Source organism: Rossellomorea vietnamensis, assembly GCF_008180415.1.
GTDB classification, from domain to species: domain Bacteria; phylum Bacillota; class Bacilli; order Bacillales; family Bacillaceae_B; genus Rossellomorea; species Rossellomorea vietnamensis_C.
Map to the genome: position 1 here is coordinate 167,024 of NZ_VTEI01000007.1, position 17,274 is coordinate 184,297.

Consider the following 17,274-nt stretch of genomic DNA (forward strand, 5'->3'; position numbering starts at 1 on the left):
GATTTTGGAATATCTTCACGGGAAATGTTTTAGGGGACATCTCATGACCGACCTCATGACTTCCTCTTCAACTGCACCAGTAGAAGGATTGACAATATGACAATACTCACCCACCACTCATTGGATATCAGCAATCTTTTAGAGGATGAACGATGCGCCTATAATTAAATCACTCATTTATACAGCACCATCTCATGACTTAGAGAGATCATTCGCTGCAATTGGAATGCAGGCTGGATCCCTAAGGACATTGCTCCTCTTCTGATGCGAACTGTGCTGCATAAGAAATAATACCATTTTCAAAAACAGGCCAAATAAAAAGTCCAAAGGCGGCTGCCTTTGAACTTTGAGTCTTTTATTTTTATTGGTTGTTAACCTAGGACGTGATATCCTGAATCCACGTGGATGTTTTCCCCTGTAATGCCCCGGCTCATGTCACTGAACAAGAATACTGCTGTATCTCCGACTTCTTCTTGTGTCGTATTTCTGCGCAGCGGAGCTCTCTCTTCAATTTGTTTCAAGATAGTATTGAAATCTCCTACTCCTTTTGCAGAAAGAGTCCTGATTGGTCCTGCTGATATAGCATTAACACGGACACCGGATTTCCCAAGGTCACTCGCAAGGTATTTTACACTTGCCTCCAAGGAAGCTTTGGCAACACCCATGATATTATAATTTTCCAGAACTCGTTCTCCGCCTATATACGTAAGAGTGACAATGCTGCCGCCTTCAGTCATAAGGTCTTTTGCTGCTTTGGCAACGGCAGTCAGTGAATAAGAACTGATATTATGTGCAAGCAGGAAACCGTCTCTTGTCGTGTTCATATAATCACCGGCTAATTCTTCTTTTTTAGCAAAAGCGACACAATGTGCAATTCCATGGATGACGCCTGCTTCCTCCTTGATTGTCTGGAAGCATTGATCGATGTCCTCATCATCAGTGACATCACATTGAAGAAAGAGATGGTCGCTGCCTTCAAGCGTTCCGGCCAAATCCTTGACACTTTTTTCAAATCTTTCGCTTGCATATGTAAAGATCAATCTCGCTCCTGCCTGATGAAGGCTTCTTGCTATCCCCCAGGCAATACTTCGTTTATTTGCTACACCCATTACCACATATGTTTTTCCCTGTAATGAAAGAGTCATATTAATCCCCCTAAGTTTATTACATGTTATTAGTACCTGATACTAATTTTATCCCATTTCTATCAGGAAAGAAAGGGATAACCGTAAAAATAAATTTACTTTTCATATCCGCAAAAAAGGACGCAACCAAATTTGGTTGCGTCCTCTAATTAATGTCTCTTTTTTCTCCATTATAAATACCAAAACGTTCGACACTTGGTGCGCCAGTACCCTATTAATGAAAGGGGAAGGGTCTCTATCGCTTCTCATTATAAATACCCTTAATCAGCAGTACTCACAGAATTCCAATTCACGCTTCAGTTCATCAACATATTCTTTTGAGCCTGTAACAATCAATCGATCATTCATGTGCAGTTCCGTATCCCCATGAGGCACGATTGAATCCTTTCCTCTGAAAATACGGACAAAGATAACGTCCCCGGTAAAAGGAAATTCCCTCAATGTCATCCCTTCAAACTGGATGTTCATCATTTTGATTTCATAAAGTGATGCTTCCTGATTCGTAAAGATGTTCATTACGGAAGGAGACTCTATCAAGGCCTTCAAAAGCGCCTTCGTAGAAAGCATGACCGAAAATACCTCTATTTCGTTCTCTCTCAGCATCTCTTCAAGATCAGGACTTTCCACTCGAACAATTACACGTTCGATACCGTATTCTTTCGCTGCAATCGCAAGTGTAGCATTCTGCTCTTCATCCCCTGTAGAAATGACAATGATATCCGTTTCGAATATATTATTTTTCTCAATGTTTTCCAAGTTAAAATTCTCTATTTCATTGATTTCAAACAAAGAGTCGGATATGCTCCTGGTTGATTTGTCCTGTCTTGTATGATAAAGCACAGGGACATATAGGGCTGACTTAAGTTCCCGGGATACCGGAAGCGTCATCTGGTTGGCTCCCAGGAAGGAAACTTTTATTTGCTTTTCCTCACTAGCTTCCTTAGGGAAAAGCTTTTTAAATACTATTGGTGTAACCAGGCATGTAATAACGGCTACCAATATCAACGTGCCGCTCATTTGTGCAGTGATGATCTCCATACGCTCTGCAATTTTGGCAGCAGCGATGACCAATGATAACGTAGATGTCAGCAGGAACGCTGAAGCAATCGTCGTTTTGTTATCATACCACTTCCTTAAAAGGAAGACCGGCAATAGTTTTGATAATAAAAATGCCAGCATGAGCAGCGGAATCAAAATGAGCATTTTAGGGTCACTCAACAATGACCATAGCTCTAATTCCACCCCAACCATTACGAAGAATATAGGAATTAGGAACCCATAGCCGAAGGAATCGAGTCTGTGGACCATTTCCTGGTTGGGAGAAAGAAGCGATACCAGCACACCTGCCAGGAAGGCACCAAGGATATTTTCAGCACCAACCGATTCAGAGACAGCGACTAACAAGATGATCAGGGTAAAAATAGCCCTGGTTCCGATTTGAGTCGTGCCTGTTGATAGTGTCTTCATTAATGCATTATTTTTGAATCGTTTCGCCAGGAAGTACAGCAGTACACCGGCACCAAACAACAGAAGCAGCAGCCACATATTCCCTTGGCCTTCTCCATACAGTGAGACAAATACTGCAAGCAGGATCATCGTCACCAAATCGGCAATTACTGCGACCAACAGAATGATCTGTCCAATGCCGCTTTTCATGATGTGAGCCTCTTTTAACGTAGGTACTACCACCCCAAGTGAAATTGTTGAGATGATCAGTGTCATTAAGAAGGCATTATCAATTAAGCCAGCCAAAACAAATAAGTAGGATAATCCCAGTGAAACAAAAAAGATGCCTGCGAATATCACCATGGATACCTTAAGTCTATTCGGTTCAGGCTTTCCACTTGGAAGAACTTGTTTCTTCTTTCCATCATTAGAGAAGGCGGAAAAATCAATTTCCAATCCGCTCAAGAACATTAGAAAAATAAAACCAAGAGTGGACAGTGTCTCCAGCCACATATCCTGGTGAACGAGATCGAATCCGCTCCTTCCAATTATCAGGCCTACAATGATTTCGGCAATTACTACTGGAATAAAATTAAGCTTTAGTCTATGAAGCAAAATCGGTGTAATGAATGCAGCAAGAATTACAATAACTAGTGATGCCACTGATGCACCATGTTCCATACCCTTTCCCCCTCTTCTATACTAAATAGTTCATGAATAATGTGGCCATGCCAAAATAGATCATGATACTGATAATGTCATTTATAGTCGTGATAAACGGACCGGAAGCCACCGCAGGATCCACCTTAAGCTTATGCATCAAGAGCGGCACAAGCGATCCTGCCAATGTTGCGACAATCAAGGATACCATAATGGATACACCGACAAGAAATCCTAAAAATAATTGCCCTTTCCATACGTATACAGTAATCATGACAACTATTCCACAAACAGTTCCGGTAATTAAACCAGTCCCGGCTTCACGGATAACCAGATTCCATTTGCTCTCTTCTTCCAAGTCACCAGTTGCAATTCCGCGAACTGCCACTGCGAGGGCCTGTGTCCCCGTATTTCCAGCCATGCCGGCAATCAAGGGGATAAATACAGCCAATATCGCTACCTTATCCAGGGTTTCTTCAAACCTTCCTATCAAACTGGCCGTGAACATTCCCAAGAATAACAGTGCAATCAGCCAAGGAAGCCGCTTCTTTGCGGCAGTAAAGGGGTTGCGGTCAACAGAATCAACATCCGAGATACCCGCAAGCTTCGAGTAGTCATCAGAAGCTTCTTCATCAATGACGTCAATGATGTCATCGACAGTAATGATCCCCAAAAGATGATGCTGGAAATCCACAACAGGCAATGCCAGGAAATTATAGTCTCTCATTGTCCTGGCAACCGCTTCCTGATCTTCTCCAACAGAAACGGATACGACCCGGTCACTCATAACCTCGGCAATCATAACATCATCGTCACTGATAATCAGATCACGCAGTGAAATAACCCCTGCAAGCCTTTTTGTTTCGTCTACTACAAAGATATAATAGATGGTTTCTGCATTAGGGGCTTCATTCTTCAAGATGGTCATGGCGGAACGGACCGTCTGGTTAGCTGAAATCGCAACAAACTCAGTGGTCATGATACTTCCTGCTGTATACTCCTCATAATGAAGGAGTTCTTTGATTTCCTGAGCGGACTCTTGGTCCATTATGGTCAGGTAACTTGCCACCTGGTCTTTATCCAATTCATTCAGGACATCAACAGCATCATCGGCATACATATTAGACAGCATGTCCGCAGCATAAGCCGGGTTCATCTCGGCGAGAATATCCTGATATTCTGTTTCATCTTTATCAAGGCTTTCAAATAACTCAGCCATTTCTTCAGGAGATAAATATTGATACATTTTTAACCGCAGAGCATCGTTTATTCTTTCAAAGTATTTAGCCCTGTCATAAGAGTGGAGTGAATTGAATTCTTCACGAAAGATTTCCATTTGTTCATTTTGAAGGGCAGAGGTCAAGTACTCTTCATCAAGCTGGACTTCTCGTTTATCTTGGTTTTCTGCAGCCATCGGCATACCCTCCTTCTTGTATTTCAGTACATATTCGTGTTTCTTTTTCTTGTTTTTCTTCCAATTTCCGGTTAAAAAGATATGATCAGAAAGTGTCTTTCCAAAATGATGTTGGTTTGGCATACTTGCTTTCATGAACGCTCTTCTATTCAGATTGTTATTTATCAGCCTTATTATTTTTAAAAACGACTTAGAGACAAAAAAAGAAAATGCCGTTTAAAAATGCAGGATAAGAGAATTATTATAGTAGGACCCAGATTGGGCTCTCTTCAAACCATTCCTGTACAGTCTTCATACTAGATAACGATTTGCAGTCCTAATTATACTAGCAAATTCTAAAAAAATTGTCGCCTCCAAAAGATTATTTACTAAATTAAAAATATTATTTACATTTGCTGCATTAGAAAGGAGTAAACTTATGAAAATAGATATAATTGGTGACATTCACGGCTGTTTCGATGAATTTAAGGAGCTGACGGGCTATCTAGGATACCGGTGGGATTCAGGGATTCCGGTCCACCCTGATGGCAGGGTGCTTGGTTTTGTGGGTGATTTAACAGACCGCGGACCTAACTCCCTGGGAGTGATTGAAACGGTGTGGAAACTGGTTACTAAACAACTGGCATACTATGTTCCGGGCAATCACTGCAACAAATTATATCGTTATTTTCTTGGTAACAAAGTCAAAATTCTTCATGGTCTTGAAACAACTATAGAGGAACTAGGCCGTCTTCCGAAAAAGGAAATGAAGAGATACAAGGAGATGTTCATTGAGCTTTATGAAAATGCGCCTCTCTATCAGCAGCTGGATTCAGGAAACTTAATCATTGCCCATGCTGGAATTACAGAGGAGCTCATTGGCAGGCAGAGTAAGAGAGTGAAAACCTTTGTCCTGTATGGAGACATTACCGGAGAAACAAATGAAGACGGTACACCTGTCAGAAGGGACTGGGCATTCAATTACAAAGGCGACGCCTATGTTGTGTATGGACACACACCTTTTTCAGAAGTGAGAAACATTAATCGGACATATAATATTGATACCGGCGCTGTGTTTGGCGGAAAGCTTTCCGCACTTTCTTACCCTGAGCTGACAACAAAAAGCGTTAAGTCAGGCATGCCTTATGCAGCGGAAAAATTCCGCGATGTTAATCCTGATAGATAGAGCATAAGGTTCGACTGAGCAAATGGAGAATCCCCATTCTCATTTCCATAGAAGTAAAAGAAAAACAGCCGGCTGGACAGACAGCTGGCTGTTTTTATGTTTCTCTAAAGAAGGCTATTCATATCTTCAGGCAGCGGAGCATTAAAATGAAGCTGATTATTGGTCATCGGATGGAAAAAAGAAAGAGAAAGGCAATGAAGGGCCTGCCTGTGAATTCTTTCTGTATTTCCTCCATATAAGGTATCACCGAGCAGCGGATGCCCGGAATATGACATATGGACACGGATCTGGTGTGTCCTGCCAGTACCCAGATCCAAGTGCAGGTGTGCAAAACCTTCATACTGATTAATGATGCTAAAATGAGTAACAGCAGGCTTCCCATCCTGCCTTACTTCCCTTTCAATAATCGAAGTTTCTTTCCTTCCAATAGGTGCATCTACCGTCCCTTCCAAAGATGAAAAAACACCATGTGCGAAAGCTTGGTAAGACCTCTTGATTTCCCTCTTCCTTTGCTGAAGGCTCATTAAATGATGGACATGCCTATGCTTGGCAATTAAGACCAGCCCCGAGGTGTCCCTGTCAAGCCTGGTCACTATGTGGATGGCAGTATCTATGTCATGCCTCAGATAATATCCGTGAATCCCATTAGCAAGGCTTCCTGCAGGATGCTCCCTCGAAGGAATCGTGCTCATGCCCGAGGGTTTATTGACAACCAGGACATCTTTGTCTTCATAAATGATATCCAACTGCATGTTTTCCGGCACTAAAGCGGAGCTCTTAGGCTCTGGAGGAAAAATAACCAGCAAATGGTCCCCGGGCTGAAGGGCATAGCGGACAGTGACTTCCTTATGATTCACCATAATCTTCCCGCCAGCATATTTGATGTCTGTCAGCATCCGCTTTGAAATGTTCTTCTCATTCAGAAACGCTTTGATAACTTTGCCTGATTGGTTCTTTGGGATGTTCCATTCCATTTTGTACATGATTTATAGTAATCAATCATCCGCGATGAAGGAGTCCCTGACCCTTTTCCAAAAAGGAAACGGCCTGAATCTCGCAAAACGGATTTTTTCATCAGCAACCCTGTACTGTATCGATTTTACATCTTTATGGAGAAGCGTTAGATGATCGATCGTAATCATGAAGTCAGGTACGTTGACTGGTTTAAGCATGCAAGTATGGTGTGCGGGCAGAATCAGTGGAGAACCGATTGTCCTGAAGACCCGGTTGTTGATGGATGCCATTTCTGCAAGCTGGATGGCAGGAATCGATGGATGGAGTATCGCTCCCGCTAATGCCTTATTATAGGCAGTACTCCCGGATGGTGTGGAAAGGCACAGGCCGTCTCCCCTGAAGCGTTCAAAATGCTGTCCCCGGATTTCAACATCCATCACCAGCGTTCCTTCCACACTCTTCACCGTTGATTCATTCAACCCCAGATATCTTGTTTCCTTTCCTCCATTTTGATAACGGATGATCGTTTCTAATAAAGGATATTCAATAATTTGATAAGGTGTCTTTGCTATGGCGATGACAAGCTTTTCAATCTCTTCAGGCACCCAGTCTGCATAGAATCCAAGGTGGCCGGTATGTACTCCGACAAAAGCTGTCTTGTCCAGTCTTGAACTATAACGGTGAAATGCATATAACAGTGTACCGTCCCCGCCGACTGAAATGACGATATCCGGCTCCTCTTCATCATATACCAACTCAAAGTCTTGAAGATATGTACGCATTTTGTGCATCAGTGTATTAGACTTTGAATCTCCTTTAGAAGTGATTGCAAATTTCATATTGGATACACCCTTTTTTAGTTTCTTTTCCCTCTCCGGCCAGACCAAAACTTATTGTCCTTTGGGTTTCCGGCGTTTTTCGTCTTGATCTTTCTTATTAGAGAAAAATCTTTGAGCTTCCTGGATTTCTTCTCTGATTAGAGACATTTCTTCATCAAGCCTGAATGCCGCCTCAGCTGCTCTCATTAATCTGGTTCTGATTTCTTCAGGAAATTGGCCTCTGTATTTATAATTAAGAGAATGCTCAATTGTTGCCCAAAAATTCATGGCCAGCGTCCGTATCTGTATTTCTGCAAGGATAATCTTTTCCTCATGGACGGTTTGGACGGGATACTCAATCACGACATGGTAAGAGCGGTATCCACTCGGCTTTTTATGCGATATGTAATCCCTTTCTTCCACTATGCGAAAATCGTTTCTCGCCCTCAATAAGTTTACGACAGCATGGATATCCTCTACAAATTGGCACATTAACCGGATACCTGCAATATCCTGCATCTCTGTTCCCAGTTTATCCAGCGGAATTCCTTTTTGGTTCGCTTTATCCAATATACTGGCAATAGGTTTGACCCTTCCGGTGACAAACTCAATTGGAGAGTGCTCCCGCTCCAGTTCGTAAAGTCCTCTCATTCCTTTTAATTTAATCTTCAGCTCATCTACAGCCTGTTTATACGGTCCCAAAAACTGCTCCCAATGATTCACAACGTTCACCTCTTCTTACGATGGCTTATCAGGTAAGTTAAAAGCTATTGATCAAAGTCTTTTTAGAAGGCTCTTTTCGTAAACTTTGTTGCTGTTTGATACTAATTCCGAAGATATCAATCTCAAGAAGGAAAAATACGGTACTATCGAAAAGAAAAGAGCTGCGCTTCCCCGATAAGAAATAAAACCCTTAGTATCCGGGGATATCCGAAAGCAACAATCTATGCGAAAACAGCCTTTTAGAAAGGCTCTTTCAGCTTAGGCAGTTAGATACGCCATCGCTTATATTCTAACCTACTCCGCTTTTTCTAAAAAAATCGATTCTACTTTTTCAACCATCTCATCTCCATAATTGCTGTTGCCTTCTATGTTTTCAATCAGGAAGTCCAGTTCATGGTAAAGCCCTTCTAATTCGAAGCTTGTCTCCCCGAGGTCTGCAACTACTTTGATATTCTGCTTGATCCCTTCCTTCAACGCGGGCCAGCACCCTTCTTGAATGTGAAGCAGTACATAATCATCGTCAGATTCCGCCAAATACACAAATGAATAATTTTCTGAGTCGACAATTACCTGACCGGCAGGCTGTAAATTTTGTTCACTGGATTTTTCGCTGCTATGTAATAGTAATGAATCTTCAAGAAGTTCAGCTTTCGTTAAATATATATTTTTTCTCATATGAAGTGTGGTGCTCCTTTCACTGCTTTATGCCTCCTATTTTAACACAATATCTCCTCAACTATCTAAAGATTGAAGTAACCCGGAGAGAAGGAGATAATGTTATATGTAAGCAGGAACCCTGTAATTGAAAGAAAAAGAAATATCCCATTAAACTTGGAAAGGAAGAATACTATGCCGGAAGAACTTGAAATAGAATTTAAAAACATGCTCACTCAAGGAGAATTTAATTGCATCAAGAAACATTTCTCCTTTACAGATAAAGACTTCACCCTGCAAAAAAATCATTACTTTGATACCCTTGCCAATGATTTGAGAGAGAAGCAGTGTGCTCTCCGCATCAGAGAAAAGAATGGTAAATTTGAATTCACCTTGAAACAGCCTGCTGATGGAGGGCTGCTGGAAACCAACCAGACAATTACGGAGCATGAGTCCAGCAAGATGCTCGCTGAAGGTTTTATTCCCCCAGGAGAGGTAGAGTCTGCTTTGAAAAAACTGGGCATAGAAACAAAAAAATTCCTTCACTTTGGAACCCTGTCCACCAAGAGGGCGGAGTCCCGGTATAAAGATGGATTAATGGTACTTGATTACAGTTTTTATTTAAACAATGAAGATTTTGAGTTAGAATATGAAGTGAACGATAGAGAATCAGGACAAGAAAAATTCTTTGATTTTCTCAAGACCATGAACATTCCGATTCGACATGCCGATAATAAAATAAAAAGATTTTTAAGAGCTGTAATTTCAGACTGACAGTTCATATAAAGGAGACACATAGCAATGAACGTGCAAGCATTAAAAACAATGATGGAATTACAAGCATTGCAGGGGCTCAATTCAAATTCAAAATCTGGCCAGCCGGTTTCTGGCTCCGATTCTTCCTTATTTCAGCAAATGCTCACTGAAACCCTTGCCAGCCAATCAATGCAGCCTCAGCTTTCAAAGCTGGGATCTGTCAGCCAAATGATTCCTCTGTTTTCAAACGGAAATAGTCTTGTCACTAAAAATGCAGCTTCTTATATCTCGAATGCAGCATCCGTGTCGACAAGCAAAGCACCTGACAGTTCGATACAGCAAATTATCAGCAGGGCTGCCCAAAAATACAACCTGCCTGTTAAATTAATCTCATCTGTTATCAGCCAGGAATCCAATTTCAAACCGGATGCTGTCAGCCATGCAGGTGCTTCAGGGTTAATGCAGCTCATGCCTGCCACCGCCCGAGGGCTTGGAGTTACAGATATATTTGATCCTGAGCAAAATGTTTTTGCCGGCACTAAATACCTTAAGCAAATGATGGACAAATATAACGGCCGCCTCGAATTGGCGCTTGCCGCTTATAACGCTGGACCTGGGAACGTTGATAAATATAATGGGATCCCTCCCTTTAAAGAAACGATGCAATATGTACAAAAAGTATCTCAAAGGTATTACACTTGATTATGACCATTTTTCAGCTCACAGTCTATGTGGGCTGTTTTTTTGAACTTTGTCCACTATTCCATAGGAACAATATATGCGAAAACAGCTTTTTAAAAGGCACTTTTCGTAAACTTTGTTGCTATTTAATACTAATTTCAAAAAAAAATAACCTGTATTACGAAGATAAAATCTGGCAAAACCGAAAAGAAAAGAGCTGCTCTTACCCGTTTAGAGTTAAAACTCTTAGTATACGGGGAAAAATCCGGCTCTTGAGATTTTTCCGAAAGCAAACAATATATAGATTCTTACTTGAGGGCTGAAATCACCATTCTGCACAGGGAATGTTACTCCTGCATTGGCAGATACTAATCAAAATTGAGTATTATGAATGCTATTTGTTTGAGATATCTTTCAGCGATTGCTAAAATAAAACAAACAATCAATGCAAAAAGGAGTCTACTTATGGAGAAACATAAGACGCCGTATGAAACAATTGGCGAAGAAAAGCTCTCAATGCTTGTAGATGCTTTTTATGCAAGAGTAGGGAACCATCCTGATTTAATTCCGATATTTCCAAACGACCTGTCTGAAACTGCCAGAAAACAAAAGCAGTTCCTTACCCAATATTTGGGCGGACCACCTTTATATACGGAAGAACACGGCCATCCAATGATGCGCGCCAGACATTTACCTTTTGAAATAACACCAACAAGAGCAAAAGCATGGTTGAAGTGCATGAGTGAGTCCATGGATGAAATCGGTCTTGAGGGTCATTTCCGAGAAGAATTCTTTTCCCGGCTTGTGCTGACAGCCAGGCATATGGTGAACTCACCGGACAACCTGCTAGGTGAAGAAAATTGAGCAGCCTGAATAATAAAAAAGCCATTCAAGGATGCAAGCCTGATAAAAAGCCTTTAGAAATATATATGTTCATCGACCCTCTTTGCCCTGAGTGCTGGGCATTGGAACCTATTCTTAAAAAGCTGCAGATCCAGTATGGACAGTATTTCAGGATCAAGAATGTTTTGAGCGGAAAATTGACCTCTCTGAATTTGTCCAATAAAAAGAAGCAGGAAAACATCGCAACCCAATGGGAAAAGACCGCAAGCCGGTCTGGAATGTCCTGCGACGGAAATCTATGGTATGAAAACCCTATTGATTCTCCATATTTGGCTTCCATCGCCATTAAAGCTGCAGAATTGCAGGGAAGGCATGCAGGGATCCGTTTTTTCAGAAAACTGCAGGAAACTCTTTTTCTTGGAAAACAAGACGTATCCAATCTCGAAGTTCTGACCGGCATAGCCTCTAACAGCAAGCTTGACTTAAAGGAATTCCAAAGCGACATCCATTCTGAATCAGCTGCTAAAGCCCTTCAATGCGATTTAAGAATTACAGCTGAAATGGATGTTGAAGAAATACCGACCCTTGTCTTTTTTAATGAAAACATTGAAGATGAAGGAATAAAAGTGACCGGAATGTACTCCTATGAGGTGTATGTTCAAATATTGGAAGAAATGCTTTCCAGTATCCCGGAACCACAGCCTCTGCCGCCGTTGGAACATTTTCTGGAATACTACCAAATGGTTGCCACTAAAGAAATTTCAGTAGTATATGACATGAGTATGCTTCAAGTTGAAAAGAATATGAAGAAGTGGATTCTCCAAAAGAAAGTTGAGAAAGTCTCTGTCAAACACGGAACGTTCTGGAGGTATCTCTCTTCTTAATTAAAATATTGAATATATCTTCTGATAAGATATATTGAAATAAGAATAAAAAGAAAACCCGTTGTCCGAGGACAACGGGTTTTCTAATACAAACAAAGGGGATGGGAGAAATTTTTCACGGTCAAACAAAGGGGTATATGTTTGTTGTGATCAACTTCTTGTACTTAATATAGCATGAGGGAACTTGTATGTGCAAGATGTTTGTTTATTATTTCACAATATTGTCATATAGTTTAATTTTCCTATACTTTACTCCCGAGGATTGGGACGGCTGGCAATCGGGCTCCTGTGACCTGCCCCTTGAAGCCGTGAAGCTGGAGGGAAATTCATTTGATTTAAAGCAGACATATTCTTTGTGAAAGGCGTTTAAAAAAGGCTGTATTCGCATACAGTGCTGCTTTCGGAAACATCCTAAGAGCCGGTTATTATACCCTTCAATTATGGTTAGTTTTTGATAATTAATATGAAATAGCAGCAAAGTTTGCGAAAAGAGAAAAAAATGATCTCATATCCAGGAAAACTCAGGTTTAAGTAGACTTATGCGAAAGAAGCACGTACATCCACTCATCATTTTTAAATACTCAGTGAAGACAGCACGTATTTTCAGCGATATTCCTCATATAATTTATAGATATTCTTTTAAGGAGGATCATTACTATGAGACCCAATCTCACGTTCATCTTATTGATCTCGTTTATACTCCTGTCATTTATCCTTAATATTTTTGGGTTAATGTATCTTTACCCCATTTATGTGACCTCTCCATTGCTCTTCCTATCGCTCCTGCTGCTTATGCAGTATATTAATAATCGAAAAAGATTCAGAGGCTTCTGACCGACCCAGGCTGCGTTTTTTAAGACTAACAATTAATTAAGATACAGTTTTCAATCAACCAAAGCAATCCTTGCAGCTCAATGGATTAAAAAGATCAAAAAGGCAGCCATGATGTAATTATCATGGCTGCCTTTTAGTTTTGTCTGGTGAACAAGACGCTTAAGAAAGCATCTTTTCCATTTCATTAAGGTTTTCTTCAAATACCTTCATCGCTTCTTCGATTGGCTGTGAAACAGTCATGTCGACTCCAGCTTTTTTTAATACTTCGATCGGATAATCAGAACTTCCGGACTTAAGGAATTCAATGTATCTTTCCACTGCCGGCTGTCCTTCCTCCAAAATCTGCTTGCTCAATGCAGTCGCCGCACTGAAGCCTGTCGCATACTGATACACATAATAATTGTAATAGAAGTGCGGGATACGTGCCCATTCAAGACCGATTTCTTCGTCAATCTCAATGTCTTCTTCCCCGAAATACTTCTTATTCAATTCATAGTATTCCTTTGAAAGCATCTCTGCAGTCAAAGCTTCGCCTTCTTGGGCCTTCTTGTGGATGATATGTTCAAATTCAGCAAACATTGTTTGACGGAAAACAGTCCCTCTGAATCCTTCCAGATAGTGATTAAGAAGGTACAAACGTTTTTTCTCATCATCGATATTATTCACTAGATAATTATTTAATAGCGCTTCATTACAAGTAGACGCCACCTCAGCAACAAAGATCGAATAATTGCCGTATGGATATGGCTGGGCCTTCCTCGTGTAATAACTGTGCACACTATGTCCGAACTCATGCGCAAGTGTGAAAAGGTTATTGACGTTGTCCTGCCAGTTCATAAGGATATAAGGATTCGTGCCATATGTTCCTGAAGAATAGGCCCCGCTTCTCTTTCCTTTGTTCTCTACTACATCTACCCAGCGGTTTTCAAAGCCCTCTTTCAAGACGTTCATGTATTCTTCGCCAAGCGGCGTAAGGCCATTAAGAATCATGTTCTTAGCTTCTTCGTAAGGGATTTCCATTTTTACTTCTTTAACAAGAGGAGTGTATAAATCATACATGTGGAGCTTTTCCAGTCCCAATACCTTTTTCCTCAGCTTGATATAACGATGAAGAAGGTGCAGATTATCATTTACGGTTTTGACAAGATTCTCATAAACCGTTTCCGGGATATTATTTGCAGACAGTGCAGCATGGCGTGCAGAATCATAATTTCTTACGTCTGCGCTGAAGTTATCTTTTTTCACTGTACCGCTTAATGTGCTTGAGAAAGTATTTTGGAACTTCCCATAGGTTTTATAAACAGCCTTGAATGCCTCTTCCCTTACGCGGCGGTCATCACTTTCGAGGAAACGGATATAGCGGCCATGTGTAATCTCAACCTCTTCACCATTTTCATCTGTGATTGTCGGAAATTCCATGTCAGCATTATTCAGCATTCCAAATGTATTCGCTGATGCGCCCAGCACTTCAGACGCCTGCGCAAGCAGTGCCTCTTGCTCCGCTGATAAAATATGGGGACGCTGAAGGTTGATTTCTTCAAGGGCATGCTTGTAAAGATGAAGTTCTTTGTTTTCCTCCAGGAAGCTGTTCAGCCTGTCTTCATCAATTGCCAGGATTTCCGGCACAAGATAAGCAAATGAACTAGAAAGCTGAGTATATAAAGTTTTCGCTCTGTCATCAAGCCCTTGATAGTAGGAATTCGTCGTATCCTGATCATATCTCATGTGAGAATAAGCATACAGCCTTCCCATTCTCTCGGAAACTTCATCCTGAAATTTCAACGCTTTAAAAAGATGATCAGCACTTTCAGATAGCGAACCTTTGAAGTCACCGGCACCTTTTATTAATTCCTGTACCTCTTTGTACTCTTTTTCCCACACCTTATCGTCAGCAAAAATATCTTCAAGTCTCCATGTCAATTCTTCCTTGATATCCTTGCGGTTCGGAAGACTCTTTACAGCTGTTTCATTTGTCATATGTATCCTCCATTCTTTCGTTATACGAATTAATCCTTCCCTCTTACATTCTCCAATAAAAAAGGAAATCCTGCAAGAAATGGATGTTTTCATTATGAAAACAATAAAAAGCCCTTTAACTTTATTTAGTATGATTTCCTGTTACATAATATACTTCAGATTTTATCTCCTTTATTATGTCTCTTTTAAGAAGAATCATTAAGTATTCTTTCAGCGCTTCCAGTAGCAGATCTTCCTTTACAAGGGGGAGAATCCTGCGTTGAATGAAACCAGTGCTTATTCTCTTAAGAAAACTGTTCAATAGATCCCCAAAGGAGAAACTGGAACCTGCTGGCTTTTTTTTAAATCCATCATACCAAATAAAGTACTGCCACTCGATTGGGTGGCTTTTGAAAAGAAGCATATGTTCTGTTGGGATGCCGATATAATCAGGTAAGCTCAATAAATGGTCGCCGTTTAAATAAAGGGCTTTTAAAAACCGGTCATTTACACCGTTATTATACATGAGTTTATTTTTTATCCACGAATCATTTGAAGCTTTAAAGTACTTATTAGGAGGGTTGTTCGTTTTTAAAGGTAGCTTAAAAGGAAAAGGAACGGAAGTGAGCGTAAGAGTAAATGTTTCTGAAGAAAAGAGTTTTGCAGAATGAGGATGAAGGTTGTAATAAAAGTGCATCATTTCATTTTCAGTATCGAAGTAAGAGAGCCAGTAGCCGGCATGAGGACTGTATCGGATAAAGTGCTGCTGAGAATGAGTTAGTGAAATTCGTGGACCCGTCCCTTTCTGAACAATTCTGCTGCCCAGGATCCACACTGGTTCAATACCTGCATTTTGATAGCCTATTGTTCGGGCCAGAAAATCAGCACTGCTGATAGCAGCACATTGAAATTCCACAGAATACCTTTTATCCTTCAATAAAATATAAACATCCGGTCTCTGCTGGACAGACGGCAGATAATGTTCTAGCTCAACAGTCGAAATTAGTGAAGAAAAGTGATGAAAAAGAAGTTTTTTACCTCTAAGATGAATAACAGTCTCTGGTTCACCGCTGCCTTTACAGCCTATGTTAGAGACATGTGCAAAATGGGGAATCTTAATCTTGCCTGCTTTGATTATTAAGGGGCCCTTACATACAGGACAATAGAACTTACTGCCCTTTAAACCTTCCACCTCTTCATCTGAATGCCGGATTAATGTAATCAACTGCTTATGTTTATTTAATGCGGTCAGCATTTAGTCACCTCCTGTAACCATATTCTTCTGTGCAGGAGGGTCATATTCCTTTTTCTAATTTACAATAATATTAATTAAAGGATCATAGATTTAGTTAGAAAAAACGGATGAAATTGACTCAATCAAAGCTGCGAAATAGTAAAAGGCTGTTTTCGCATAGATTGTTGCTTTCGGTAAAATTCCAGGAGCCGGATCTTTCCACGGGTACAAAGTGATTTCTCTCTAATCGGGGAAAGCAGCTCATTTCTTTTCATGATCACCAAGTTATTAAGATGAATTATGATTAGTTTTTTTGGAATGAGTATCCAATATACAACAAAGTTTACGAAAAGAGCCTAGTAAAAAAACGCATCCTCAAATGAGAATGCGCATTATCTGCAAAAAATTAACTGAAATGTTTAGTAACCGTATGGAAGACATCCTCATTCATGACGGTTGTTCCATACTCGTTCAAACGATGAACGGTAAGGCTGGATTCATTTCCGTACTCAAGCATTATACTTAACACATTATCGATCTCATCTTCTGTGAATTGCTCATCAGAAAATTCAATATGGATATAATATGTCCCTTCAAAGGAAAACAATTTGGTGGATAGATGTTCATAATCAGTAGAGATCATTTTATGTGATAAAGAGATAACATCTTCGAAATCCTTAAATTTTATAGTGAATTCCAATGCTCCTTCATCTTCGTTTTGATCCTGCTTCATCTGGAAGTGCTGATCCAGGAAGTCTTCTATCCGTTCATCTACAGGGAGATCCTTGATCTTATCTTCAGGAATCGGCAGTTCAAATTTCTGTCCATCCTTAGTGACCTGGGCTCTTGTCACCAGGACTTCAAGTCCTTTATCAAGAGCTTGTACCTGAATCCATAAAGGGCCTTCTATAGTAAAGTTCTCTTCCTGGTGAACTTCATCCATCATTTCCCAAAATAATTCTTCGCTCCGTTCCCGGTTGTACCATATTTCTTCCCGGTCAAAGCCTCTTTCTTCTATATCGCCATATGAAATATAAAACTTTACAGTGTTATCATTTATACGTTCTATCTCCATCAAACACCTCTCCCTTCTGTTCAATGTTGGTG

Annotated in this window: 15 protein-coding genes; 5 read left to right on the plus strand and 10 right to left on the minus strand. The window is 40.5% G+C overall.

Translation table 11 applies throughout. The features are described 5' to 3' along the window. Nucleotides 1-371: 371 nt before the first annotated feature. The 3 genes from fabI to mgtE all read right to left on the minus strand — a co-directional run bounded on the left by fabI (nucleotide 372) and on the right by mgtE (nucleotide 4,665). Nucleotides 372-1,145, minus strand: a complete 774-nt coding sequence (gene fabI / locus FZC78_RS14575) for an enoyl-ACP reductase FabI (protein WP_148940626.1) — start codon at nucleotides 1,143-1,145, stop codon at nucleotides 372-374. Nucleotides 1,146-1,409: 264 nt separating this feature from the next. Beyond that, the gene (locus tag FZC78_RS14580; protein WP_148940628.1) at nucleotides 1,410-3,272 is read right to left on the minus strand and encodes a monovalent cation:proton antiporter family protein; all 1,863 of its coding nucleotides are present in this window, start codon (nucleotides 3,270-3,272) and stop codon (nucleotides 1,410-1,412) included. A gap of 16 nt (nucleotides 3,273-3,288) precedes the next feature. Beyond that, a complete protein-coding gene (gene mgtE / locus FZC78_RS14585) occupies nucleotides 3,289-4,665 on the minus strand; it encodes a magnesium transporter (protein WP_148940862.1) in 1,377 nt (458 codons plus the stop codon). Between the two features lie 418 nt (nucleotides 4,666-5,083). On the opposite strand from mgtE, the gene prpE reads away from it, so the two are divergent. Further along, a complete protein-coding gene (gene prpE / locus FZC78_RS14590; RefSeq protein WP_148940630.1) occupies nucleotides 5,084-5,830 on the plus strand; it encodes a bis(5'-nucleosyl)-tetraphosphatase PrpE in 747 nt (248 codons plus the stop codon). Between the two features lie 104 nt (nucleotides 5,831-5,934). Here the strand turns inward: prpE and FZC78_RS14595 are convergent, their stop codons facing one another. From FZC78_RS14595 to FZC78_RS14610, 4 genes are all read right to left on the minus strand, one after another. Then, the gene (locus FZC78_RS14595; RefSeq protein WP_148940632.1) at nucleotides 5,935-6,813 is read right to left on the minus strand and encodes an RluA family pseudouridine synthase; all 879 of its coding nucleotides are present in this window, start codon (nucleotides 6,811-6,813) and stop codon (nucleotides 5,935-5,937) included. 12 nt (nucleotides 6,814-6,825) lie between these two features. Next, the gene (locus FZC78_RS14600) at nucleotides 6,826-7,623 is read right to left on the minus strand and encodes an NAD kinase (RefSeq protein ID WP_148940634.1); all 798 of its coding nucleotides are present in this window, start codon (nucleotides 7,621-7,623) and stop codon (nucleotides 6,826-6,828) included. Nucleotides 7,624-7,674: 51 nt separating this feature from the next. Next, on the minus strand, nucleotides 7,675-8,325 hold the full coding sequence (locus FZC78_RS14605) for a GTP pyrophosphokinase (RefSeq protein ID WP_148940636.1): 651 nt from the start codon (nucleotides 8,323-8,325) through the stop codon (nucleotides 7,675-7,677). A gap of 294 nt (nucleotides 8,326-8,619) precedes the next feature. Beyond that, a complete protein-coding gene (locus FZC78_RS14610; protein ID WP_148940638.1) occupies nucleotides 8,620-9,000 on the minus strand; it encodes a hypothetical protein in 381 nt (126 codons plus the stop codon). Nucleotides 9,001-9,174: 174 nt separating this feature from the next. Between FZC78_RS14610 and FZC78_RS14615 the strand changes: the two genes are divergently transcribed. From FZC78_RS14615 to FZC78_RS14630, 4 genes are all read left to right on the plus strand, one after another. Beyond that, a complete protein-coding gene (locus tag FZC78_RS14615) occupies nucleotides 9,175-9,753 on the plus strand; it encodes a CYTH domain-containing protein (RefSeq protein ID WP_148940640.1) in 579 nt (192 codons plus the stop codon). Between the two features lie 27 nt (nucleotides 9,754-9,780). Then, the gene (locus FZC78_RS14620) at nucleotides 9,781-10,437 is read left to right on the plus strand and encodes a lytic transglycosylase domain-containing protein (RefSeq protein WP_148940642.1); all 657 of its coding nucleotides are present in this window, start codon (nucleotides 9,781-9,783) and stop codon (nucleotides 10,435-10,437) included. Nucleotides 10,438-10,881: 444 nt separating this feature from the next. After that, the gene (locus tag FZC78_RS14625) at nucleotides 10,882-11,280 is read left to right on the plus strand and encodes a globin (RefSeq protein ID WP_148940644.1); all 399 of its coding nucleotides are present in this window, start codon (nucleotides 10,882-10,884) and stop codon (nucleotides 11,278-11,280) included. Continuing rightward, nucleotides 11,277-12,143: a ClpXP adapter SpxH family protein gene (locus tag FZC78_RS14630; protein WP_252183629.1), complete on the plus strand. Its 867-nt coding sequence runs from the start codon at nucleotides 11,277-11,279 to the stop codon at nucleotides 12,141-12,143. The genes FZC78_RS14625 and FZC78_RS14630 overlap by 4 nt, the downstream gene beginning before the upstream one ends. Before the next feature lie 993 nt (nucleotides 12,144-13,136). Here the strand turns inward: FZC78_RS14630 and pepF are convergent. The 3 genes from pepF to mecA all read right to left on the minus strand — a co-directional run bounded on the left by pepF (nucleotide 13,137) and on the right by mecA (nucleotide 17,242). Then, nucleotides 13,137-14,954, minus strand: coding sequence for an oligoendopeptidase F (gene pepF, locus FZC78_RS14635; RefSeq protein ID WP_148940646.1), 1,818 nt, complete (start codon nucleotides 14,952-14,954; stop codon nucleotides 13,137-13,139). Between the two features lie 121 nt (nucleotides 14,955-15,075). Next, nucleotides 15,076-16,188: a competence protein CoiA gene (locus tag FZC78_RS14640; RefSeq protein ID WP_148940648.1), complete on the minus strand. Its 1,113-nt coding sequence runs from the start codon at nucleotides 16,186-16,188 to the stop codon at nucleotides 15,076-15,078. A gap of 385 nt (nucleotides 16,189-16,573) precedes the next feature. Then, the gene (gene mecA / locus FZC78_RS14645; protein ID WP_148940650.1) at nucleotides 16,574-17,242 is read right to left on the minus strand and encodes an adaptor protein MecA; all 669 of its coding nucleotides are present in this window, start codon (nucleotides 17,240-17,242) and stop codon (nucleotides 16,574-16,576) included. Nucleotides 17,243-17,274 lie beyond the last annotated feature (32 nt).